The 22,558-nt window shown below is 52.7% G+C and carries 19 protein-coding genes; 14 read left to right on the forward strand and 5 right to left on the reverse strand.

Annotation, left to right across the window (positions count from 1 at the left end; translation table 11 throughout):
* Positions 1-370: 370 nt before the first annotated feature.
* A complete protein-coding gene (locus G8770_RS12725; RefSeq protein WP_167187133.1) occupies positions 371-1,282 on the reverse strand; it encodes a helix-turn-helix domain-containing protein in 912 nt (303 codons plus the stop codon).
* 104 nt (positions 1,283-1,386) lie between these two features.
* Here G8770_RS12725 and G8770_RS12730 point away from each other — a divergent pair, with 104 nt between their 5' ends.
* The 3 genes from G8770_RS12730 to G8770_RS12740 are packed head-to-tail and all read left to right on the forward strand — an operon-like array spanning position 1,387 to position 4,521.
* On the forward strand, positions 1,387-2,715 hold the full coding sequence (locus tag G8770_RS12730; protein WP_167187136.1) for a glycosyltransferase family 4 protein: 1,329 nt from the start codon (positions 1,387-1,389) through the stop codon (positions 2,713-2,715).
* Positions 2,702-3,418: a class I SAM-dependent methyltransferase gene (locus G8770_RS12735; protein ID WP_167187139.1), complete on the forward strand. Its 717-nt coding sequence runs from the start codon at positions 2,702-2,704 to the stop codon at positions 3,416-3,418. Before G8770_RS12730 ends, G8770_RS12735 begins: the two co-directional genes overlap by 14 nt.
* 23 nt (positions 3,419-3,441) lie before the next feature.
* Positions 3,442-4,521, forward strand: a complete 1,080-nt coding sequence (locus G8770_RS12740; protein ID WP_167187142.1) for a prenyltransferase/squalene oxidase repeat-containing protein — start codon at positions 3,442-3,444, stop codon at positions 4,519-4,521.
* Positions 4,522-4,631: 110 nt separating this feature from the next.
* On the opposite strand, the gene G8770_RS12745 is transcribed toward G8770_RS12740, so the two are convergent.
* Positions 4,632-5,255, reverse strand: a complete 624-nt coding sequence (locus G8770_RS12745; RefSeq protein ID WP_167187145.1) for a class I SAM-dependent methyltransferase — start codon at positions 5,253-5,255, stop codon at positions 4,632-4,634.
* A gap of 175 nt (positions 5,256-5,430) precedes the next feature.
* Here G8770_RS12745 and G8770_RS24405 point away from each other — a divergent pair, with 175 nt between their 5' ends.
* Entirely contained in the window at positions 5,431-6,153 is a 723-nt protein-coding gene (locus G8770_RS24405; RefSeq protein WP_279537156.1) for an acyltransferase, read from the forward strand.
* Between the two features lie 14 nt (positions 6,154-6,167).
* Here the strand turns inward: G8770_RS24405 and G8770_RS12755 are convergent, their stop codons facing one another.
* Positions 6,168-7,166 carry a tRNA dihydrouridine synthase gene (locus tag G8770_RS12755; RefSeq protein ID WP_167187148.1) on the reverse strand — a complete coding sequence of 333 codons (999 nt, stop codon included), beginning with the start codon at positions 7,164-7,166 and terminating at the stop codon, positions 6,168-6,170.
* Positions 7,167-7,748: 582 nt separating this feature from the next.
* Between G8770_RS12755 and G8770_RS12760 the strand changes: the two genes are divergently transcribed.
* The 7 genes from G8770_RS12760 to G8770_RS12790 all read left to right on the forward strand — a co-directional run bounded on the left by G8770_RS12760 (position 7,749) and on the right by G8770_RS12790 (position 15,177).
* Entirely contained in the window at positions 7,749-7,994 is a 246-nt protein-coding gene (locus G8770_RS12760) for an OadG family protein (protein ID WP_167187150.1), read from the forward strand.
* A gap of 263 nt (positions 7,995-8,257) precedes the next feature.
* Positions 8,258-10,045 (forward strand): sodium-extruding oxaloacetate decarboxylase subunit alpha, encoded by a 1,788-nt coding sequence (gene oadA, locus G8770_RS12765; RefSeq protein WP_167187153.1) that lies wholly within the window; start codon positions 8,258-8,260, stop codon positions 10,043-10,045.
* A gap of 18 nt (positions 10,046-10,063) precedes the next feature.
* Positions 10,064-11,377: a sodium ion-translocating decarboxylase subunit beta gene (locus tag G8770_RS12770; RefSeq protein WP_167187156.1), complete on the forward strand. Its 1,314-nt coding sequence runs from the start codon at positions 10,064-10,066 to the stop codon at positions 11,375-11,377.
* A gap of 404 nt (positions 11,378-11,781) precedes the next feature.
* Positions 11,782-12,195 (forward strand): ATP-dependent zinc protease family protein, encoded by a 414-nt coding sequence (locus G8770_RS12775; RefSeq protein ID WP_167187159.1) that lies wholly within the window; start codon positions 11,782-11,784, stop codon positions 12,193-12,195.
* Between the two features lie 17 nt (positions 12,196-12,212).
* Positions 12,213-13,730, forward strand: a complete 1,518-nt coding sequence (locus tag G8770_RS12780) for a UUP1 family membrane protein (protein WP_167187164.1) — start codon at positions 12,213-12,215, stop codon at positions 13,728-13,730.
* Entirely contained in the window at positions 13,730-14,689 is a 960-nt protein-coding gene (locus tag G8770_RS12785; protein ID WP_167187166.1) for an alpha-L-glutamate ligase-like protein, read from the forward strand. Before G8770_RS12780 ends, G8770_RS12785 begins: the two co-directional genes overlap by 1 nt.
* Positions 14,689-15,177 (forward strand): GNAT family N-acetyltransferase, encoded by a 489-nt coding sequence (locus G8770_RS12790; protein WP_167187169.1) that lies wholly within the window; start codon positions 14,689-14,691, stop codon positions 15,175-15,177. The genes G8770_RS12785 and G8770_RS12790 overlap by 1 nt, the downstream gene beginning before the upstream one ends.
* Positions 15,178-15,202: 25 nt before the next feature.
* On the opposite strand, the gene G8770_RS12795 is transcribed toward G8770_RS12790, so the two are convergent.
* On the reverse strand, positions 15,203-16,231 hold the full coding sequence (locus tag G8770_RS12795) for an AraC family transcriptional regulator (protein ID WP_167187172.1): 1,029 nt from the start codon (positions 16,229-16,231) through the stop codon (positions 15,203-15,205).
* A gap of 252 nt (positions 16,232-16,483) precedes the next feature.
* On the opposite strand from G8770_RS12795, the gene G8770_RS12800 reads away from it, so the two are divergent.
* The 3 genes from G8770_RS12800 (at position 16,484) to G8770_RS12810 (ending at position 21,045) form a co-directional block, all read left to right on the forward strand.
* Complete coding sequence (locus tag G8770_RS12800) at positions 16,484-17,635, forward strand: acyl-CoA dehydrogenase family protein (RefSeq protein ID WP_167187175.1); 1,152 nt, start codon at positions 16,484-16,486, stop codon at positions 17,633-17,635.
* Positions 17,636-17,960: 325 nt separating this feature from the next.
* Positions 17,961-18,665, forward strand: a complete 705-nt coding sequence (locus tag G8770_RS12805; RefSeq protein ID WP_167187178.1) for a crotonase/enoyl-CoA hydratase family protein — start codon at positions 17,961-17,963, stop codon at positions 18,663-18,665.
* 253 nt (positions 18,666-18,918) lie between these two features.
* Entirely contained in the window at positions 18,919-21,045 is a 2,127-nt protein-coding gene (locus tag G8770_RS12810) for a molybdopterin-dependent oxidoreductase (protein WP_167187181.1), read from the forward strand.
* On the opposite strand, the gene thiE is transcribed toward G8770_RS12810, so the two are convergent.
* Entirely contained in the window at positions 21,020-22,555 is a 1,536-nt protein-coding gene (thiE, locus tag G8770_RS12815; protein WP_167187184.1) for a thiamine phosphate synthase, read from the reverse strand. The genes G8770_RS12810 and thiE overlap by 26 nt on opposite strands.
* Between the last annotated feature and the right edge of the window lie 3 nt (positions 22,556-22,558).

Consider the following 22,558-nt stretch of genomic DNA (forward strand, 5'->3'; position numbering starts at 1 on the left):
TTAATGAATGGTTCTTCTTTGGCCGTAGGTGTCACTTCAATCAGCTTGACGCTTAAAATGTATAAGTTTTATTGAGTCACCTGTTTAAAGCTTTGGGTGAGTTATGCAGCGCTTTTTTCATTTTTTTACCGTTACGGTTTGATCTCCTCATAACCTACTAATGAATAGTAGAACATCTTACCGAAACAACAATTCGGTGGCTCAGACGCTGTGGCATTCGCCACGGATATTGGCGTGTAACCCTACTGTCGGGCGAAAGCGGCGTTTATTCCTTGGTGTTGTGAGCTAAAGCGTGAGCGGTGTCATGAACCTTTGTTGTGACAAGGGGGCGAAGGCTGTAAAAAAGTAGACGCCGTAACGTGATGGTGTGTCAAAAGTGTTGCGGACGGGTGTAGAGCAGAGGATGCTCCGGTATGTCTGTTTCAGCGAATCCTTCCCACTGCTGTCTTGTTGCGGTATTCAGCGGGAGAAAGGCGTGTAATTGCAATTCGCCCACAGAGGCGTTGCGTTCCGGTTCTACCCCGGTAATCATGGTGCGACTGGCGAAGATTTCCTCGTTGACCGGTGTTTTATAATAGACATCATAAAAAGAAACCTGCCGGGCTCCTTTAGCGCGCTGCGCCCAATTTTCCGGTAATCCCGGGTAAGCCTGCAGCCAGGTGCTGAGTTCTTTCAGTTTAGAGTCGCCTGTGAGCAGGTGTTGCTCTTTGATTTTCAGTAACAGAAAACAGGCGAGCTCTTCCCAGTTAACAATATGTTGTCGCAGGCCAGCCTCTGAAAAATAAAAATCCAGAAGGTTTGCCGCCGGTTGTTCAAATTGCTCCAACGAGTTGGTGCTCCTGATCATTGCCAGCCAGGCGCGATTACACAGCACAATGTCACCAATTGGATTGATAACCAGAGCAGGGAAGGGCTCGTGTTTAGCCAATATCATGCTGAGACTGTCTTTCAGGGCTCTGTTTTTCGCGTCAGTCAGGTCAAGAGGGGCTGGATCGTGAGTAAATCCGGCAGCCAGTAACAGGGTTCCCAGGTTCCGTTCTCCCAGCGTCAAGGCCTGAGCCAGTCGCAACACCATTTCGCGGGTGGGCTTGGAGCGTCCCGTTTCAAGGAAGCTGATATGGCGCGGTGCAGCTTCGACACTGGCGGCCAGCTGGGCCTGGGAAAGTTGCAGGGTATTGCGCCAGAAACGAATTAGCTGACCAAAGGCATTTTCACTAGAGGGTGGCCGGGCTGGGGGGGTGCCAGGTGAAGCGTGGTGGTTAACAGTAGTGTTTGAAGACATTGAGTCCGAGTGCTTCCCTGTCAGGTAATTGCTGCTGATTATAGGCTGTGTCAGACTGGGGCTCAATCGTCATCAGATCGATATAGGGAGTGGGTCGTAACCCCATGACAGCACAAGAAAAAATACCTGAATCACTGTCAATAAAAACCACCCGGCCCTTGCGGATTTGCCTCCTGGGCTACCGCAGTCACCCTTTTGTTGGTGGGCAAGGGATATACCTCAATTACCTGAGCAAGGCATTGGTGGACATCGGACACCGGGTGGATGTAATGTCCGGGCCGCCTTACCCTCAGCTTGACCCACGGGTCACACTAATCAAGGTGCCCAGTCTGGATTTGTTTGAAGCCCCCAGTCATGTTACCGCGCTGCGCCTAAAACATCTGAAATCGTGGTCGGATTTCTTTGAATGGTGGTCGATGCTCACCGGTGGTTTTGCTGAACCGTATACTTTTGGCCGGCGCGTGGCCAAATTAATGAAAAGTGTCGGTCACCACTATGACATCGTGCATGACAATCAATCTCTGGGCTATGGCTTGTTGGCCCTCCAAGAACAGGGAATCCCCACGGTAGCCACTGTCCATCACCCGATTACCCGGGATTTGAAGCTGGCATTGAATGCGGCACCGAATTGGCGGCATCGACTGCTGGTGAGACGCTGGCACTCGTTCCTTGGCATGCAGAAAAAGGTGGTGCAACAGCTCCGGCACATTGTGACGGTTTCGGAGTGCTCCAAACGAGATATTGCCGAAGCGTTTTCCCGACCGATAGATACCATTAGCCTGATTCATAACGGCATTGACACGGAAACCTTTCAACCCCGGGCTCACATTGCAACGATTCCTTTTCGTGTCATGACCACCGCCTCTGCGGATCAGCCTTTAAAAGGCTTGCGATTTTTGCTCGAAGCCATTGCCGAATTAACCCCACGTTACCCGGACATCGAGTTGCTGGTCGTCGGGAAATTGAAACAGGGTGGGCAGACCGAAGCATTACTGAAAACTTTGGGTTTAAAAGACCAGGTCCGGTTTGTGTCAGGTATTTCGACGGAAGCGTTGGTGGATTATTATTCTGCCGCCAGTGTGGTGGTCTCACCGTCGCTCTATGAAGGATTTGGATTGCCGGCGGGTGAGGCAATGGCCTGTGGCTGTGCGGTGATTTCGTCGGACGGTGGCGCCTTGCCTGAGGTGGTCGGCGATGCTGGCATCATCGTCCCTGCTGGAGACAGTTCCGCATTGTCAGAAGCTCTGGGCCGAGTCCTTTCGGATGAGGTGTTGCGCAAATCCATGCAGCTCAAGGGCCGGCAGAGGATTCTCGAAAAATTCTGCTGGAAGGTTGCCGCTCGTGAATTTACCGATTATTACCATCAGATTTTGGGGCCGGTGTCATCTCCTGATCCGCAGCAGGGTGGAGTCTTAAAACATGCAAACCATTGATTACGATCGCCTCCACTTGCGCGATGGCGATCGCGTTCTTGATGTGGGGTGTGGGGAGGGGCGCCACACCATCGGGGCTTATTTGTTCGCCAATATTGACGCAGTGGGAGTGGATCTTAGTGAAAAAGATTTGCAGACAGCGCGACAGCGATTTTCCGATTTTGAGGTGCAAGACACCCCTGGTAAAAGTTTGGTATTCCAGCAGGCTGATGCGCTGCATCTGCCATTTGCCGATAATAGCTTTGATAAAGTCATTTGCTCCGAAGTGCTTGAGCACATTCCTGATTATCAGGGGGTACTGGCTGAAATAAACCGGGTATTAAAGCCTGAAGGGCTTCTGGCTGTGAGTGTCCCGCGCGCCTGGCCAGAAGAAATTTGCTGGAAACTGAGTAAGCCCTATCGTCAGGTAGAAGGTGGGCATATCCGGATTTTTAACGCCACTCAGCTCCGTCATGATGTTGAAGACCTGGGGTGGAATCGCTATGCACGCCACTGGGCCCACGCGTTACATTCGCCTTTTTGGTGGTTGAAGTGTTGGTTCTGGGGTAGGGATGACGTGAAAGTGGTGCATTGGTATCACCAGCTGTTGGTCTGGGATCTGATGGAGCGCCCCTGGCTAACGCGCAATCTGGAAAGACTGTTGAACCCGCTCATGGGCAAAAGTGTGGTGATGTACTTCAAACGGGGTACAGACGTTGATTAAACTGCAAGGGAGGGACGTCGACAATGGATAGTCTTTTGCTCAGCAAAGGAATTTTTCCTGAAACTTTTCTGCGCAAGACCGTTGATTATATCCTGTCGGTACAACAGGACAATGGCTGTATTCCGTGGTTTGTCGGTGGTAAAGCCGATCCCTGGGACCATACCGAAGCCGCTATGGGGCTCAGTATCGCCGGTGAATGCGAGGCGGCCGAAAAGGCTTACCAGTGGTTACAGCAAGCACAATTGGCCGACGGCAGCTGGTACGCAAATTATCAGGATGGCGAGCCGCTGTATTGTGAGAAGCGTGAAACCAATTTTGTGGCCTATGTCGCGACTGGGGTCTGGCATCACTATTTGATCAGCCAAAACAGAGGCTTTTTGCTACGTGTTTGGCCCATGGTAGAAAAAGCCATGGAGTTTGTGTTGCGCAATCAAGCGCCGACCGGTGAAGTCTATTGGGCGGTCAGTGAAGAGGGCGCGCCGCTGCGAGACGCCTTAATTACAGGCTGTTCTTCTGTCTATAAAAGTCTGGAGTGTGCCGTCAATATAGCGACGGTACTGGATCAGGATAAGGCTGCGTGGCGAACCGGTTATCACCGGTTGGGCAAAACCCTGCGTCACCACCCGGAGTGTTTTGATCGCACTTGGGAAAGCAAAGAACGCTATTCCATGGATTGGTTTTATCCCATTCTTGCCGGGGTATACCGCGGAAGTGAAGCGAAATCCCGAATTCAGGAGCGCTGGGAAACCTTTGTCAAAAAAGACATGGGATGCCTGTGTGTCAGCGACGAACCCTGGGTGACGGTGGCGGAGTCTTGCGAGCTGACGATGGCGTTGCTGGCAGCGGGAGAGCGGACCAAGGCCATCAGCCTGTATGGCTGGTTGCATCAGTGGCGCGATGGCGATGATGGTGGCTACTGGACGGGCTACCAGTATGTGGAAAATATTATTTGGCCAGAAGAGAAAACCACCTGGACGGCAGGCGCCATTTTATTGGCGGCTGACGCCATCACTGAGCACACTCCGGCGGCCAGATTGTTTTTGGAAAACAATCTGTTGCCCGAAGCTCAAGTGGCGCAGGCGGCAAGGGAAGTGAGGGCTTGAAGGCAGGTTCCAGTATCCAGTGGCGAGCTGCGAGCAAGAGGGGCTGAAAAATTTAAGACGAGCGGTGTTGATATTAGCCGCTCACCTTGTATCCCAGTTAGGGTTGAGCGTTATTTTCTGCGAAACAGGCCGAGGGTGTTGACGGTTGGAAGCTCTTCGAAAAGACCCGACGCTTTTGCCAGTTTCCAGATGTTGTAGGGCGCTTGGCCGCCGTCCTCGGGGTTGGGGAAGATGTCATGAATGGCGAGAATGCCGCCGGGTTTGATGTGGGTCGACCAGCAGCGGTAATCGGTTTGAGCCGCTTCTTCACTGTGACCGCCATCAATGAATACCATGCCCAGTGGTGTTGCCCAGTGGCGGGATGCTACTGCAGAAGAGGAGACAATCGGTACTACGGTGTCTTCCAGTTGTGCTTCTCGCATGGTGATACGAAAGGTGCGAAAGCTGTCCATCAATTCGATGCCGGCATCATACAGGTCGGGGTCATGGTATTCCTCACCTAGCTGGTGCTCTTCTGAGCCGCGGTGATGATCCAGTGCGTAAAGTATGCTGTTGTTTTGTTGGCAGGCTGTTGCAAAGTAGATAGTGGATTTTCCACAATAGCTGCCGATTTCCAGGCAGGGCCCTAACTTGGACGCGGCCAGTGCGTATTGGTATAACGCGAGGCCTTCATCTGCGGCAAGAAAACCTTTTACGCTATTGATGTCAATGGGAAGATTTAAGTCAGCGGGCATATTGATTCTCGGGTTTGTATTGCTTTATGAAAGAGCAGTAGTGATTTTGAATGTAAATATTAACGCAATATTTAAGCGCCGACATTAACCAGAGCGTCACAGAATAACAAGTTCTATTGGTGAGAATAGAAAGGTTATACATTATATGAACGCGATTTAAGAAAGGGATATCAGTTTGCGACGTAATCACAGTCCGTACTTTATTAAAAAAATGTCAGGTCTATGGAATGACTTTCTGGTCAGTCATTTTTTTGTGAAACACTTTGATTGTTTGGGAAAGCACCCGATGGTGGTTGCACCGATGTCCGCCGAAATATTTGGGCGTAACATTGAGGTGGGAGATTACCTGCATTTGATCAGTTCGAAAGATAATCCCGTGCGATTAACCACCTGGAGTGGTAAAGGCATGGATGGAAAAATTACCGTGGGCAGCTATTGCTTAATGTCTCCTGGCACAACGATCACGGCGGCAGACAGTATTCACATCGGTGACAATTGTATGTTCGCGGCCGGCTGTTATATTGCCGACAGCGACTGGCACGGGATCTATAACCGGTTGCGTCCTTTTCGCTGTACCAAACCGATTGTGTTGAAAGATAACGTTTGGATAGGACATGGGGCCAAGGTTTGTAAGGGTGTTACCATTGGTGAAAACAGTGTGGTGGCAGCGGGATCTGTTGTTGTCAAAGATGTCCCGGATAATGTGGTAGTGGGCGGCAATCCGGCCAAGGTGATAAAGACGATTAACCCGAAACGCCGGATGTTGAAACGGCAGCGATTGTTTGAACGGGGAGAGTTCTATGCGCAAAACCAAAAAGCTCTGGATCGCTATGTGCTGAGCGGTAATACGTGGTGGGATTGGTTGCGCTCTATGGTCTTTCCTACACGCCAGGATTGAGGCTGCCTCTGCGTTTAACGCCCCAGTTGTATTCGAAAGGCCTCTTCAATATCGTCTGCCAGACGCAACTGCTTAATGCGCTCGAAAAAATCGTTGGCCGCAGGGTATTGCAGTCGTAAATAGGCCAGCCACTGTTTGATGCGATTGCCCAGAAATTTGTGCGGGTATAGGGCTTTGGTGGTTTGATAGTACTGATACAGCATGCTGACAACCTGCGCCCAGCTCATTGCCGGATTGATTGTCGCGCTGTGGCTGCCTTGCCCCAAACAAGTGTGTGCCTGTTCGGCGAGGTATTCGGCGTGGATGGCCAGGGCCAGATCCGGACGAGCCAGTAGCCCACGCCCCAGCATAAAGTCTTCACAGCCCGATTGTTCGCGACAGCGACGCCAATCGTCAACACTCCAGATTTCTCCGTTGGCGATCACGGGAATGCTGATCTGTTCTTTTATCCGGCCAATGTACTCCCAATAGGCGGGCGGCTTATAACCGTCGGCTTTGGAGCGAGCATGGACGGCCAGTTCGTTGGCGCCAGCTTCATAAATGGCGCAGGCGTTATCCAGATACAGGCTTCGATCCTCAAACCCCAGGCGGATTTTCGCACTGACTGGGACATTGGCAGGAACTTCTGCCCTGACAGCCTTGACGATCTCAAAGACTCTCTGCGGCTCTCGCAGGAGGCTGGCGCCACCGTCACTGTTATTGACGGTTTTGGCTGGGCAGCCAAAATTCAGGTCTATGGCGGTGGCACCGACTTGTACCGCTTTGGCGGCATTTCGGGCCAGTGCCTCCGGATCACCCCCCAATAACTGCAGGCGCACGGGAGTGCCAGAGGGGGTTCGGCAGCCGTGCGCGAGCTCTGGGCAGAGCTTATGAAAGACCCTGTCGGGCAGTTGCTGGGAGCCACTGACCCTGACAAACTCGGTGACACAGACATCAATGCCGCCAATTGCGGTTAACAGTTCGCGGACATGGTGGTCAACAACACCTTCCATTGGGGCTAAGAACAGTCGCATAGGTGATTCTGTAACGTTAAAGGAGGAATAAGCCTGCCGAAATATTGGTCTGATTGGCTATGAGTTGATGAGTATGTCTGCCGTGAGAGGCCATTGTAACCATGCGCTGAGTGAAGAACCACCGGTAAGAACCAATACTCGAAGAGCTCGTCCCTGAAGTTTGGCGTAGTCCCCTGAGTCGCTATCGATTCATGGCGCCATTGCCTGGGGGGATTGGCGGCAATATATACCTTAATGGGGTTAGATTTGGCCATTCAGGCTTGAATACTGGCCGTGCCGTGATAGTCTGAGTAGTTATTAAATGGGTGGGAATGGCATTTTGTAGTAATTAAGAAAATTTGCCTACAAAGCGACTTCAGGCTACATTCCTGCTCCCCTACAAAGGGGATGCGTAAAACGCCCGCAATTGAGTATGATATAGCCGTATTGTGCATGTATCGGTCAATTTTGAGAGGCGCTGAGCTTATCCGGCTCAAAAACGTAACACTAATGAGACCAGGCAGGTGTCCAAGAGACACATTGCTATCCCCAGTGCCATGGATCTGACCCCATGGTTTGGGACTTAAGAGGCTGAACTTACCCATGCAACAAGAAATCATGCAACAGGGCGTCGATCTGATGCTCTTCGGAATGGGATCTGTTTTTGTATTCCTGACCGTTCTGGTGATCGCCACCATGATCATGTCTTCCCTCGTTCAACGCTTTTTCCCGGAACCCGTGCCCCTGCCGGTTCCTGCTGCCAAAGCACCTGTTCCGGCAGGCGTTAACGATCCAAAACTTTTGGCCATTATTAAAGCCGCCGTAGACAAGCACCGCGCAAAAAAATAACCACTGTTTCGAGTTGGTTTTGCGTATTGCCTTTTTGAAGGCTGCGGGCGGGGTGTTGGAAGCATTCTGAAAAATGTCATGCCGCATTGAATGCAATGGGCGATATTGGCGGCTTTGAGGCCGTTTGCTTTCGACACACGTTCCGAACTACGGCTCCTTTGGATGGTATGGCTGGTGACTTAGCTAACGATAGCCAAGATCGTTAAAAAGCCAAACCAAAGAGCAAACACTATTTTGATTGATAAAAAACTAAGGGCTTTCTCATGACTGAGAACAAAAAACCATTAGGGATTACCGACGTTGTGTTGCGTGATGCACACCAATCGCTGTTTGCGACGCGTATGCGTTTGGACGACATGTTGCCAATTGCTGCAAAGCTGGATGATATTGGCTTTTGGTCATTGGAAACCTGGGGTGGGGCTACCTTTGATGCCTGTATCCGTTACCTGGGCGAAGACCCCTGGGATCGTATTCGTGAACTGAAAAAAGCCATGCCCAAGACCCCGATGCAAATGCTGTTTCGCGGGCAGAATATTCTGGGTTACCGCCATTACGCCGATGACGTGGTGGAAAAATTTGTAGAGCGTTGCGCTACCAATGGTGTGGATGTGTTCCGTGTGTTTGATGCGATGAACGACATGCGCAACATCGAAACCGCACTGAAAGCGGTCAAGAAACAAGGCAAGCACGCTCAAGGAACCATTTCGTATACCCTGAGCCCGGTTCACACTGTGGATATGTGGGTCGAGCAGGGTAAGAAGATTGAAGACATGGGCGCAGACTCAATTGCCATCAAAGACATGGCCGGTCTGTTAAAGCCTTATGTGGGTTATGAGTTGGTCAGCCGCTTGAAGGCCTCCTGTGATATTCCCGTTCACATGCAGTGTCATGCGACTACGGGCTTGTCGACGGCTACCGCCCTGAAGTGCGTTGAGGCCGGCATTGACAATATTGACACCGCTATTTCCTCTATGTCCATGACTTATGGCCATAGCCCCACCGAGTCGGTCGTGGCCATTCTGGAAGGGACTGAGCGTGATACCGGCCTGGATCTTGAAAAGCTGGAAGAAATCGCCAATTACTTCCGTGAAGTCCGCAAGAAGTACGCCAAGTTTGAAGGTTCGCTGCGGGGTATCGATGGTCGTATCCTAACCGCTCAGGTGCCGGGTGGCATGCTGACCAACATGGAAAGCCAGCTCAAAGATCAGGGCGCCGAGGACAAGTTTGGCGAGGTTCTGGCTGAAATCCCACGAGTCCGTGAAGACCTGGGTTTCATTCCTTTGGTGACTCCAACCTCTCAAATTGTTGGGACCCAGGCGGTTCTGAACGTATTGACTGGCGAGCGTTACAAGTCCATCTCAAAAGAGACGCAAGGCATCTTGAAGGGTGAATACGGCGCGGCGCCGGCACCTTACAACAAAGAGTTGCAAGCTCGGGTGTTGGATGGTGCTGAGCCAATCACTTGTCGTCCAGCGGATCTTTTGTCCCCTGAAATGGATAAGCTGGCCGCTGAACTGAAAGCCGTTGCCGCTGAAAAGGGCATCAAACTGGCTGCGGGCGATCAGGAAATAGATGATGTACTGACCTACGCGCTGTTCCCGCAGATTGGTCTGAAGTTCCTGGCAAACCGCGGCAATCCCGACGCGTTTGAACCGGCGCCGACGGGTAAAGAAAGCGCCGTGGTCACTAATGACGCGGGTGAAGAAGTTTATACCGTTGAGGTGGAAGGTGCTTCGTACACCGTGACGGTGTCCAATGGCGGCGATTTGACTGGCATTGTTCCTGTGGGTGGTGCATCGCTAGCGGCACCGGCACCGGCGGGCGCACCGGCAACCGCTGGCGAACCTCTGCTTGCGCCACTGGCGGGTAATATCTTCAAGGTCCACGCGACTCCGGGGCAAGCGGTACAGGAAGGTGACCTGGTGATAGTTTTGGAGGCCATGAAAATGGAAACCGAAATTCGTGCCTTCAAGACCGGTACCATCGGTAGTGTGAATGTTAAGGAAGGTGACGCTGTCGTTGTTGGCGATGCGCTGCTAACCATTGCTTAAGTCCTGGGAGATGATTTGATGGATAATTTGATAGGACTTTGGCAAGACTCGGGGCTGTATTTGATGGCCCCGGGGCAGGTTGTCATGATCTTGGTGGGTTTGCTGCTGTTGTTTTTGGCCATCAGCAAGAACTTCGAGCCCTTACTGCTGGTGCCCATTGGCTTTGGTGGTATTTTGGCGAACATTCCCGGTGCCGAGCTGGCCTCATCTGCGGTTGATGCGGCCTTACACGCTGCCAACCCGGATGTAATGGCTGCCTTTGCGCACTCGTTGGGATTGGATGGCCTGGCGTCAGTGAAAGAAATTAAGCACGCCTTTGAGCTGTCTACGCTAGCACAGCACACGGCTATAGAGCAGCTGGCGGGAGATTTCGGTTACAGCAATGGCATGTTGTATAACTTCTATTCTGTAGCGATTGCATCGGGGGTCGCCCCGCTGGTTATTTTTATGGGTGTGGGGGCCATGACGGACTTTGGTCCGCTGCTGGCGAACCCTAAAACCCTGTTTCTCGGCGCGGCTGCTCAGTTCGGTATTTTTGCCACCGTTTTGGGCGCGGTGGGGATGTCATATTTAGGTTGGATGGATTTTACCATTGCTGACGCGGCCGCGATTGGCATCATCGGGGGGGCCGATGGCCCGACTGCAATCTATGTCTCCTCCTTATTGGCGCCGGAGCTGCTGGGGGCCATTGCGGTCGCTGCCTACTCCTATATGGCGTTGGTGCCGTTGATTCAGCCGCCTATCATGCGTGCCCTGACCACCGTCGAAGAGCGCAAGATCACCATGACCCAGCTTCGTGTGGTGTCCAAGCGTGAGAAAATTGTTTTCCCGATTGTGGTGTTGATTCTGGTGGCTCTGTTTTTACCTTCAGCAGCACCTCTGCTCGGCATGTTCTGCTTTGGTAACCTGATGAAGGAATGTGGTGTTGTTGATCGTTTGAGCGACACAGCCCAGCATGCCCTGATTAACATTACGACCATCTTCCTCGGCTTGTCCGTGGGCTCAAAGCTGGCTGCCGACAAGTTCCTGGACCCCAAAACCATGGGGATCCTGGCGTTGGGGATCGTTGCCTTTGGTATTGGTACCGCCATGGGCGTTTTGATGGCCAAGCTGATGAATAAATTCAGCACCCAGAAGATTAACCCACTTATTGGTTCGGCAGGTGTTTCGGCCGTTCCTATGGCGGCCAGAGTATCAAATAAGATTGGTTTAGAGGCCAACCCTCAAAACTTCCTGTTGATGCATGCGATGGGGCCGAACGTGGCCGGTGTTATTGGCTCGGCGGTGGCTGCTGGGGTGATGATTTCCATGGTTCAAGCGATGGGCAACTAATATCACTGCCCAACCGGAACCAAATCACAGTAATCAAAGTTGAAAGCCCTGTCGGAAACGACGGGGTTTTTTCGTATGCCCGAGACATTATTATGATCGGTGCAATACTATATTGAACATAATATAGTGTGTCGCGGCACAAACCTGTTAAAAAATAATAAGGAGTTAAAATGGCTTACAAGGTCCTGAGTGCAGGAATAGGACTTTTGCTCTTGGCTGGTTGTATACCCTTGACGCCGCCGCCGGATCAGAAGCCGGTCGAGGCACCCATGGAGTGTCCCGTCGTTGAGCCCGTCGTGTGCCCTGAGCCTCCGAAAGTGGTGGAAACCAAACCTACTACTAAAATTGAGCCAAAACCTGTTACAGTAGAAAGCTGTCCTAAGGTAGGCTCCGGGAAAGGTAAAATGAACCCGTTGGGGCAGGTAGAATATGTTGATATCCTACCGCTGGGGTTTCGGCAAAAGGCCAGAATAGACACCGGAATTGAGATTACCTCGGTTGAGGTGTTTGAGCTGGTTGAGTTCGAGCGGGACGGCAAACCCTGGGTTAAGTTTTCCCTGGTAGATCGTAGCAATGGCGAAGGCATTACCATGAAAGAGCCAATCAAACGAACGGTTCTGGTCAAGCAAAAGGGGCAAGGCGACATTCGCCGGCACGTGGTTTTGCTGACGCTGGCCATAGGTGACCTCAAGGATGAAGTGGAAGTTACACTGGCGGGTAATGAGAGTTTTGAGTACCCGATTTTGATCGGCCGTAACTTTTTGCAAGGCAGGGCGATGGTCGATGTCAGTCGGAAATTTTTAGCATTAGAGAAGTAATATCGCGGAGTAAAGGCATGCTTTCATCGGCCAGACAAGTTCAATTGTTAGTTGGACTGCTTTTTGTAGTTGGGTTTGGCGCTGCGGCCTATAAGCATTTTTTCCTGGGCTTCCCGCTGTTGGCATCGGAGACAGAAACCGTTTGGCAGCTCGAAGGTCGAATTGTATTCGAACCCGGAGAGGGGCCTGTTGAGGTTCGCCTGAACTTGCCTGACGGTAATGCCGCACGTCGGGTGGTGTCTTCAGACTTTGCCTCTCCGGGTTTTGATTATGAGGAGATTGTCGAAGACGGTGTTTGGTTGGGGCGCTGGAAGGCTGAGCGGGCCAGCGGAACACAGGTCATCTACATTCGTTCACAGAGCTATTTTGCGGATACCGCCGAAGAGGCCGAGAGACCTCTGTCAAAACCGATGACGGTCAATCTGGACGATGCACTGAAAGTATCAGCAGAGGCGTTACTGAAAGATCTGGATCAGACCGTCAGTCAGGAAAATGCGTTAAAAATACTGCGCAAGTTAAACCGCCCTGGCGACTCGCGGGTGGCTACCCTGTTAAGAGACAATTCCAGTCCAGCCAAACGCACACAAATTGCCGGTCAACTGTTGACCATGGCGGGGTATTCGGTACAGCATGTTCGCGGTATCTTTCTGGACGATAAGGCCCGCAGCCAATCCATTTACAATTTTCTCGAGGTGTCGCTGGGGGACAAAAAAATCCTGCTGGATGCGCGAGAAAACGCCAGCATTCCCTGGGACCGCGTTATCCTGTTACAGCGGGGCGACGAGCCCTTGCTGGAAGTGTTTGGTGGCAATAATTCCCGCACGACTTTTGCGACCACTAAAGTGCAGCGGGCAGCCTTTACTTCGGCGGTAGAGGCGGCAGGGCATGCAAAAAATCCGTTGATCGATTTTTCCATTTACAGCTTGCCACTGTCGGAACAAAACACTTTTAAACTGCTTTTGGTGATGCCGCTGGGTGCTTTGGTGGTGGTGATTTTGCGTAACCTGGTGGGGATCAGAACCTCCGGGACCTTTATGCCGGTGTTGATCGCGCTGACTTTTCTTCAAACCTCACTGATCACCGGGTTGATGCTCTTCATCATCGTTGTCGGTGTTGGCCTGGTCATGCGCTCCTACCTGAGTTCTTTGAATCTATTGCTGGTTCCGCGAATTGCCTCTGTGCTGGTGTTTGTCATTATTATTTATGGCGCTATTGGGGTCATGAGTACCAAAATGGGCTGGCAGGGCGGTTTGAAAGTGACATTTTTCCCGATGATCATTTTATCGTGGACTATCGAGCGGATGTCGATTCTTTGGGACGAAAGTGGCCCTCATGAGGTCATGATTGAAGGCTTTGGCAGTCTGTTGACGGCGTCTTTGGCTTATCTGCTAATGAGTAATTCATTTGTGGCTGATACGGTGTTTTTGTATCCGGAATTGCTGTTGGTTTTACTCGGAGTGATTATTGCGATAGGGACCTACAGCGGTTACCGACTGTCAGACTTGCGCCGTTTTGAACCGATGGAGCGCCACTGATGTTTTTGGGGTCTTTATTGGGGTTGGCCTCGCCGAAAGCGCTGCGGGAAAGCGGCATAGTGGGTATGAATCAACGCAACGTTCGTTACATTGCCCGCAATAACCCCCGCCGTTTATACCCCAAAGTCGATAACAAATACCTCACCAAGTTATTGTGTGCTGAGCATGGCATCGCCGTGCCTAAATTGCTGGGGGCCTGTCGCTTGCAGGGGCATATCAAGGAGCTGAAAGAATTCCTGAGCCCGCTGCCCTGCTTTGTGATTAAACCGGCTCAGGGAAGTGGCGGCAAAGGTATTCTGGTGATTGCCGGGCGCGATGGAGAGGATTACCTCAAGCCGAACGGCAAGCGAGTGACACACGATGAACTCTGCCGGCATGTTTCAAACATTCTGAGCGGGTTGTTCAGTTTGGGCGGCAAACCGGATATTGCCCTGATTGAAGATATGGTGAAATTCACCGACGATTTCCAGGGCTTTTCCTTTGAGGGGGTGCCGGATATTCGGGTGATTGTTTACAAGGGGTTCCCGGTGATGGCGATGACCCGTTTATCCACCAGCGATTCCGATGGCAAAGCCAACCTGCACCAGGGGGCTGTCGGGGTGGGTATCGACATGCTCAAAGGCGTGGCACTACGGGGGGTTCAACATGGCCGCCCGATTGAAAAACACCCGGACACGGGTAAGTTGCTGTCTACGTTAAAAGTTCCGCACTGGCGGGATTTGCTGATGTTGGCGGCCAGAGGCTACGAGGTGAGCCAAATGGGCTATTTGGGGGTCGATATCGTCCTTGACCGGCATGAGGGGCCTTTGCTGTTGGAGCTCAATGCGCGACCGGGGCTGGCGATTCAAGTGGCCAATGGCCGGGGGTTGAGGCCACGACTGGATTTCATCGATAAAGCCCCGGCAAACCTCTCCTACAAAGACCGCGTTAATTTTGTGCTGGAGCACTGGGATCAATAATGAGTGACGTCACGGTCCAATTGGCCGACTTTTCCAACCGCCAAGACCGGCAAGCGCTGCAGGATTTAATGCAGGAGTACGCCACCGATCCGATGGGAGGGGGGGAGCCGCTGAGCCCGATCGTGCTGGAGACGCTAGCTGATAAATTACTGGCTTACCCGGGCGCCTTCAGTGTCATCGCCTGGCGGGGCGATACCCCCCTGGGATTGATCAATACCTTCGAAACCTTGTCGACGTTTAAAGCCAAACCGCTGATTAATATCCACGATGTGATCGTCACTCGTGATTGTCGGGGCATGGGGTTGGCTCACAAAATGTTGGTGGCTGTTGAACAGCGGGCAAGAGAAAAAGGCTGCTGTAAGCTTACCCTGGAGGTGTTAGAAGGAAACGAACGCGCCAGGCACGTTTACCGGGAGTTTGGTTTTTCGGGGTACGAGTTGGATGAACGTTTTGGCAAAGCCATGTTTTGGGAAAAGCCACTCCTTTAACGTTGCGGTACTTACCGTACGGTCGCTATTTTCTGTCTCTTAAACCTTTCTGGTACTGCCCTGGCGACATGCCGGTCCAGCTTTTAAACGCGCGTATAAACGAAGCGGTTTCGGTGTAGCCAACTTTTTCCCCCGCCTCGGCGATCGAGGCGCTGTCCTGACTCAGCCAGTAGATGGCCTGATCCCGGCGTAAATCATCTTTCATTTGTTGAAATCGACTGCCTTCGGCGGTGAGTTTGCGGCGCAAGGTTCTCGAGGTCATGTGCAATTGTTCAGCAATGTCCTCCAGAGTGGTTTGATGGGGGCTGCTGGACTGTTCCAGAAGTTGCATGACACGTTCAGTTTGAAAATCGGCAAAGCGCTGCTTGCGAAACCACTGCAGGGGAATCTGGGCAAGGTAGCGTTTCAGTTGTTCCATGTTGCGATGAACGGGAAGCTCCATGACATGCTTGGGCCAAACCAGTGTGTTGTGCGGCTGGTTGAATTCCCGCTGGGTGGGAAACAGCAATCGATACTCTTCGGCGTGCTGCGGTGCAGGGTAGGCCAGTTGAACGCGGGTCAATGGAATCACCTGGCCGATCAGCCAGGAGGGAAAGCGATGCCAGATCAGCAATAACAGTTCTATCAGGACATGTTCAGGGTCCAGTTCTGGCTTATCCAGCCTGAGACTTACCCGGACCTCGGTATGGCTTTCTTCTATTTCAAATCGAATGGCGCGCGTAATCAGTCCGTAAAAACGCCGGGTTTCATAAATGGCTTCACCCAGTGTGCGGGTGTGAATCAAGTGTTCGCAGAGCAGCGGGAATACGCCAAAGCGACAGGGTTCTGACGCCAGCCCCAAAAACTCATCGTCGGCCTCCGTCATGATTTTGATCAACAGGCGTGCCAATTGTCGGGGTGCCAGGCGGGAGCCTTGTTGCTGCAGGAGCGAAGGGGAGAGCGCAGCAAATTCCAGCAGCGCCTGCTCATCCAACCCCAGCCGCAGGCCATTTTGCAGGTGCGCACGGGCAAAGTAGCTGGAAACAGTATGGCGTATGTCGTGGGCTTCTATCATGTTTGTCGTGCGACCTTGAAGGGGGAGTGTTGTGTCCGTATTTGATAGTGTAATCGCTTAATTTGACCAATATTAGCACTACTCCTGTGTTTTATAGAATTTTATTGTCCGTTTATGCTAACTGAATGACAGTATTGAACATTGTCGCCTGGGGGATGGCGGCGCACAATGTGGCTAAGATACCGAGTGCGCTTGTTATCTCGAATGGATAGTAAGCGTGATAACTGGCTTGATACACACGAGGCACCCCTAATGACCGACCCGGCAGTGAGCAATGAAGAATTAGAGTTATTCCGCGACATGGTTTTGCGCTTTTTCGAACAGGAAGTTCACCCCCACTACGAGCAGTGGGAAAAGGATTGTATGGTGCCGCGCCAGCTGTGGAATACCATGGGACAAGCTGGCCTGTTGTGTGTGGATATGCCGGAAGAGTACGGTGCCGCTGGTGCATCGTTTGAAATCAATCAAATGATTGAGTGGGAAATGTCGCGTCTGGGGTATGGCGGTCTTGGCAGTGGCTATAACATCCACTCCAATATTGTGGCGCCATACATTTTTAACCTCGGCACCGAAGAGCAGAAAAACGAGTGGCTGCCAAAGCTGGTGACCGGGGAGGCCGTGGGCGCGATTGCCATGACTGAGCCAGGCGCTGGCAGCGATCTTGCGGGTATGCGCACGACCGCAGTTCGGGACGGTGACGAATTTGTTATTAACGGGTCTAAGGTGTTTATCACTAATGGCATCCATACGGACCTCGTGATTGTTTGCGCCAAGACAGATCCGGGAGCGGGTTCTAAAGGGGTTTCCCTGTTTCTGGTGGATGCCTCCTTGCCCGGATTTTCCAAAGGTCAAAAAATTGAGAAAATCGGCCAGCACGCCAGTGACACGGCGGAGCTGTTCTTTGACAACCTCAGAGTTCCGGCTTCGGCTTTGCTGGGGGGCGAAAATCAGGGCTTTATTCACCTGATGGAAGAGCTGCCTCGTGAACGTTTGGGGTGTGCGACTCAGGCGGTTGCACAGGCACAGGGTGCCTTTGACCTGGCCGTTGCTTACGTTCAGGAGCGCCAGGCGTTTGGTCAGCCCATTGCCCGTTTTCAAAATACCCGATTTAAACTGGCGGATGTCAAAGCGGACATCGCGCTGAGTAAAGCGTTGCTTGATCAGAACATGGCAAAATTTAAAGCCGGCACCATGACGGTTGATGATGCCGCGATATTAAAGCTGACAACCACCGAAATGCAGTTGCGTGCGGTGAATGAGTGTCTACAATTGTTTGGAGGCTATGGTTACACAACGGAATACCCCATTTCACGCTTCTATGTTGATGCGCGTATCCAGACCATATATGCAGGAACCTCAGAAATTATGAAAGAAGTGATTTCTCGTGGTATCCTTGGCCGCTGATTTTTTGAACACTGGGTTATGGGCATTTCAGTAGAGTCCATAACCATCAGAATGAGATTGCTAAGGGCGTCAAGCTCGGAGAGATTAGCAAGATCTATAGCCCGCCTCGTGCGGGTTTTTTTTTGCCTTTTGCTAATACCAACCGCCTCCGAATGGTTGTTGTTTCGCGACTTGGGGCTTTTGTCAGTAAGTTGGCCGATTTGGGCAATGTGTACTGACCGCTCCCTGGTCAATAATGGCGATAAGCAAGAGCGATAACATTAACAGTCAAAGGCAGTATTCAGTACTGCCTTATAAAGAATTGGACAACAAGCAGGAGAGCCTTATGAGTGACTTGGTGAAATACGAAATCGACGGCAATATTGCCACCATTACTTTTCAAAATGGCAAGGTCAACGCCATGTCGCCAGACCATCTGACGGCTATCGATGCCGCTTTGGATAAGGCTGAAGCCGCAGGTGCCGTGGTTATGCTGGTGGGGCAGCCGGGTATTTTTTCAGCCGGATTTGATTTGAAAGTATTCCAAAAAGACCCCAAAGAAGGGGTTGAGATGGTTACCCAGGGGTCTAAACTTTGTCGCCGGTTGCAGTCATTTCCTACTCCGGTGGTGGGTGTCTGCACCGGCCATGCGATTGCTCAGGGTTGCTTTACTCTGTTGTCCTGCGATTATCGAATTGGCGTCGCCGGTCCGTTTCAGTTGGGGCTGAATGAAGTTCAGATTGGTATGACCATGCACCACGCCGGTATCGAAATGGCAAGATTCCGTCTGACACCTTCCTTCTTCCAGCGTTCTGTGATTAATGCCGAGATGTACGATCCGGCTATGGCCGTGACCGCCGGCTTCCTGGATAAAATAGTGCCTGAGGAGGATCTGATGGTGGCCGCCAAGGCGGAAGCCACACGGTTGGCGGGTCTGAATTTACCTGCTCACAAGGCCTCTAAGCTCAAAGCCCGCGCCGCGCAACTGGATGCTCTGGATCAAGCCATCGCCACGGATCACAAAGATCAAATGGCGTTGTTGGGGGGCTAAAATCGTCATTGACGCAAGCCCGGTAAGCGATGCGAGACAGTTGAATTCGCCGCTGTTTCGCCGCTCAACTCAAGTGAGTGGCACCCATCACCCCAGCGTATTTCCGCCCGCGGGAAGAGGCTGGCTGACGCGCCTCTCTATTTCTCTGGGTGATACCCTCGCATTAGGCAAATAAACTTATCAGCCTCCGGTGGGTGTGCTTAGATGATGCCATTAGAACAACAAAAATTAGCCTGTTGCTGCGGAGAGAGCCATGTCTGACGAAATTATCACGCATTATCGTGCCTGCCATTTATGCGAGGCCATTTGTGGCCTGGAAATCAAAACTCAGGGTGCGCAGGTCCTGTCGATCAAAGGGGATAAAGAAGACCCATTCAGCCGGGGCCATATCTGTCCAAAAGCCACCGCGCTGCAGGATCTGCACTTCGATCCAGACCGCCTGAAGCATCCGGTAAAACGTGTGGGTGACGGCTGGCAACAGATCAGTTGGGAAGAAGCGTTCGACACGGTTGCCGAGAACCTGGTTCGCGTCCAGCAGGCCGGCGGTAACAATGCCGTGGCGCTGTATTCCGGCAACCCAAACGTCCACAACTATGGCAGCCTGACCCATGGCGGTATCCTGCGCAAGGTGCTGCAGACCCAGAATAACTACTCCGCGACGTCACTGGATCAGTTGCCGCATCAACTCATTTCTTATGCGATGTACGGTCACCAGTCACTGATACCCATCCCGGATATTGATCGCACGCAATATATGCTGATCATTGGCGGCAATCCGCTGGCTTCCAACGGCAGTATTATGACTGTACCGGATGTCAGCAAACGCTTGAAAGCGATTCAGGCTCGAGGCGGCAAGTTTGTGGTGATCGATCCGCGTCGTACTGAAACCGCGGCGATTGCCGATGAGCATCATTTTATCCGCCCTGGCAGTGATGCCTTTTTGTTAATGGCCGTCATCCACACACTGTTTGAAGAAAACCTGGTACAGCCAGGGCATTTGGCTCCGGTTCTGGATGGTCTTGATGAGGTCAAACAGGCAGCGGCAGGCTTTACCGCCGAGATGGCGGCTGAGCAAACCGGTATTGATGCCTCGGCGATTCGACAAATGGCCCGGGACATGGCCGCCGCGGAAGGCGCCGTGTGTTATGGCCGCATGGGGGTATCGGTACAGCTGTATGGTTCGCTGTGCCAATGGGCCATCCAGGTGATAAATATTCTGACCGGTTCGCTGGACGTTCCAGGCGGCGCCCTGGTGACGTCCCCCGCGTTTGGCTACATCAAGCCAGGGGAGTCCGGAGCGGGCAGTTTTGGGCGCCGACACAGTCGAGTGAAGGGGCTGCCGGAATTCAGTGGTGAGTTTCCCAGTTCGGTCCTGGCAGAAGAAATCTTAACCCCGGGCGAAGGCCAAGTGCGGGCTCTGGTGACGCGGGCGGGCAATCCGGTGCTGTCAGCGCCCAACGGCAATGAAATGGATCGGGCACTGGAAAGCCTCGATTATATGGTGGCGGTGGACCTGTACATCAACGAAACCACTCGGCATGCGGATATTATTCTTCCGCCCACAGGGCCGCTGGAGCACGATCACTACGACATTGCTTTCCACCGTTTGGCGGTGCGCAACACCACCCGTTATAACGAGCCGGTGTTTGAGCCTGAGCCAGACAGTCGCCACGACTGGGAAATCTTCAACGAATTGTCCGCGCGAATTGCCGCGCTGAAAAATATAGAGTTCAAGCCTTTGCCAGCCCCTGACCAGTTGCTCGATTTGGCTCTGCAGTATGGCCACTATGGCAAAGCCACAGGCGCTCAGGAAGCCCTGACGTTAGAAAAACTGAAGGAATATCCGCACGGTCTGGATTTGGGCCCCCTGCAGACGGGCTTGGCGGAACGTTTGTGCACGCAAGACGGTCGCATTCACATGAATGTGGAGTATTTGTTGGCAGACGTTGAGCGCTTGCGTCACAACCAGACAGAGTGGAATGCGGATGAATTGTTGTTGATTGGTCGCCGTCACGTGCGCAGTAACAACTCCTGGATGCACAATTATCAGCGGTTGGTGAAGGGGAAGCCTCGCTGGCAGCTGTTGATGCACCCGGACGACCTCGCCCGGCACCACTTGAGTGACAACAGTGAGGTGACCATTGAATCCCGTGTGGGTAAGGTCACCACTACGGTAGTGGCCAGCAACGAAGTCATGCCGGGCGTGGTGAGCCTGCCGCACGGCTGGGGTCACAAGCGCAAAGGGGTGCAAATGGGAATCGCCGCTGAACAGCAAGGCGTGAGTTGTAACGACTTGACCGATGAGCAGCGGTTTGATCCGGTGAGCGGGAATGCCGTCCTGAACGGAGTCCCGGTTAAGGTTTTTGCGGCCGATCAGTAGGGAGTCTGGCGCCAGCCCCAGCCTTGAATTTGTCCTGCAGATGTTTCACGCTCTGGGCGTAGTGGTGGTCGGTGCGGATGGCGCTGACCACCGCTGCGGAGCCGACACCGCACCTCAGTACTTCTTCAAGGTTGTTGTGGGTGATGCCGCCAATGGCGACCAGCGGGAACGTTGAAGCCAATACCTGGCACCAGGCTGTTAAATTTGCCAGTCCGATGGTTCGGACGGTTTTAGTTCCTGTCGGGAACACCGAGCCCATGGCAATGTAGCTCGGGTTGAAGTTTGCCGCTCGCAGCCATTCGTACTCGCTGTGGGAGCTCAGCCCCAGCCGCAAGCCACTTGCTTGAATCGTTTTCAGCGGCGCTGTATCCATGTCTTCCTGGCCGAGATGCACTCCATAGGCTTGATGTTTGATGGCCAGCTGCCAGTGGTCGTTGATGAATACACGGGCGTTGTACTGCCTGCCCAGTGCCACAGCTCTGCCAATTACTGTATCCAGATAACCCTGATCCAGACTTTTCACCCGCAGTTGCAGGGTGGTGATGCCCAGTGCCAACAAGCGATCTAACCATTCCACCGAGTTGACGATGGGGTACAACCCCAGGAGGTGAGTATTGCAGCTGGCGAAGGCTGGCTGGTCAAAGCCCTGTGGGGTGTTTGAAACTGCAGGGTAGTGGCAATAGTCTTGTGGCCAGCCGGTATTCGCGAGTCGGCCATGTTTTTGGCCGATCGCAAAGCCGCGGCTGATCCCCTGATGAACGTAAGCACTGGCCAGTACCACGGCATCGGGCAGGCGTTTTCCCTGTGCCACAAAGCTGGCAATGGCGGAGGCCAGAGTACAACCCGTGCCCCGGGTATGCTCGGATATCAGGCGAGGTTGCCGCAGCCAAACTTGATGGGTGCCATCGTCGAAATAATCCAGAACGTGGTCCGAGACACCGACGCATTCATCGCGGTGGCCTCCTTTCAGCAGTACCGCTTGAGCCCCCATCTGACGTAACTGGGCGGCGGCAGCGATCATGTCATCATCGGTTTGTATCTGCCGGTTGAGCAGCCGCTGAGCTTCAGGAATGTTGGGAGTGATCAGGTCTGCGGCAGCGATCAGCGTCGAGTAAGCTTGCAGTTGCGCCTGAGAACTGAAATCGGTTCCGGTGGTGGATGACAACACCGGGTCAACGATCACGGCACAATCAACCTGGCGGGCGAATTGAGCCGCCTGCACAACCTGATCGGCCGATAGCAACAGGCCTATTTTGATGGCCTGGACAGAGAGGTCCTGTCGGATCGCGTCCAGCTGGGCGGCAAAGCTTTGCTTGGACGCTGGTTCAATGTGTGAAACCGCTTGCGAGTTTTGTGCAGTGAGTCCACTGATGACGCTGGCACCGTGGACCCCCAGATCCTGCATCACCCGCAAATCACATTGAACACCGGCATGGCCACTGCAGTCCGAGGCGGCAATGGCACAGGCTACGGGGAGAGCGAGGTTAAGCGCTGCGTCAGGTTTTTTCATGGT

Origin of the sequence: Pseudomaricurvus hydrocarbonicus (assembly GCF_011602365.1) — a bacterium.
GTDB classification, from domain to species: domain Bacteria; phylum Pseudomonadota; class Gammaproteobacteria; order Pseudomonadales; family Cellvibrionaceae; genus Pseudomaricurvus; species Pseudomaricurvus hydrocarbonicus.

Excerpts from the sequence above, each read along its gene's own strand:
- G8770_RS12725 (WP_167187133.1), bottom strand. The coding sequence starts at position 1,282 with ATGTCTTCAAACACTACTGTTAACCACCACGCTTCACCTGGCACCCCC.
- G8770_RS12730 (WP_167187136.1), top strand. The coding sequence starts at position 1,387 with ATGACAGCACAAGAAAAAATACCTGAATCACTGTCAATAAAAACCACC.
- G8770_RS12735 (WP_167187139.1), top strand. The coding sequence starts at position 2,702 with ATGCAAACCATTGATTACGATCGCCTCCACTTGCGCGATGGCGATCGC.
- G8770_RS12740 (WP_167187142.1), top strand. The coding sequence starts at position 3,442 with ATGGATAGTCTTTTGCTCAGCAAAGGAATTTTTCCTGAAACTTTTCTG.
- G8770_RS12745 (WP_167187145.1), bottom strand. The coding sequence starts at position 5,255 with ATGCCCGCTGACTTAAATCTTCCCATTGACATCAATAGCGTAAAAGGT.
- G8770_RS12755 (WP_167187148.1), bottom strand. The coding sequence starts at position 7,166 with ATGCGACTGTTCTTAGCCCCAATGGAAGGTGTTGTTGACCACCATGTC.
- G8770_RS12760 (WP_167187150.1), top strand. The coding sequence starts at position 7,749 with ATGCAACAAGAAATCATGCAACAGGGCGTCGATCTGATGCTCTTCGGA.
- oadA (WP_167187153.1), top strand. The coding sequence starts at position 8,258 with ATGACTGAGAACAAAAAACCATTAGGGATTACCGACGTTGTGTTGCGT.
- G8770_RS12770 (WP_167187156.1), top strand. The coding sequence starts at position 10,064 with ATGGATAATTTGATAGGACTTTGGCAAGACTCGGGGCTGTATTTGATG.
- G8770_RS12775 (WP_167187159.1), top strand. The coding sequence starts at position 11,782 with ATGAACCCGTTGGGGCAGGTAGAATATGTTGATATCCTACCGCTGGGG.
- G8770_RS12780 (WP_167187164.1), top strand. The coding sequence starts at position 12,213 with ATGCTTTCATCGGCCAGACAAGTTCAATTGTTAGTTGGACTGCTTTTT.
- G8770_RS12785 (WP_167187166.1), top strand. The coding sequence starts at position 13,730 with ATGTTTTTGGGGTCTTTATTGGGGTTGGCCTCGCCGAAAGCGCTGCGG.
- G8770_RS12790 (WP_167187169.1), top strand. The coding sequence starts at position 14,689 with ATGAGTGACGTCACGGTCCAATTGGCCGACTTTTCCAACCGCCAAGAC.
- G8770_RS12795 (WP_167187172.1), bottom strand. The coding sequence starts at position 16,231 with ATGATAGAAGCCCACGACATACGCCATACTGTTTCCAGCTACTTTGCC.
- G8770_RS12800 (WP_167187175.1), top strand. The coding sequence starts at position 16,484 with ATGACCGACCCGGCAGTGAGCAATGAAGAATTAGAGTTATTCCGCGAC.
- G8770_RS12805 (WP_167187178.1), top strand. The coding sequence starts at position 17,961 with ATGAGTGACTTGGTGAAATACGAAATCGACGGCAATATTGCCACCATT.
- G8770_RS12810 (WP_167187181.1), top strand. The coding sequence starts at position 18,919 with ATGTCTGACGAAATTATCACGCATTATCGTGCCTGCCATTTATGCGAG.
- thiE (WP_167187184.1), bottom strand. The coding sequence starts at position 22,555 with ATGAAAAAACCTGACGCAGCGCTTAACCTCGCTCTCCCCGTAGCCTGT.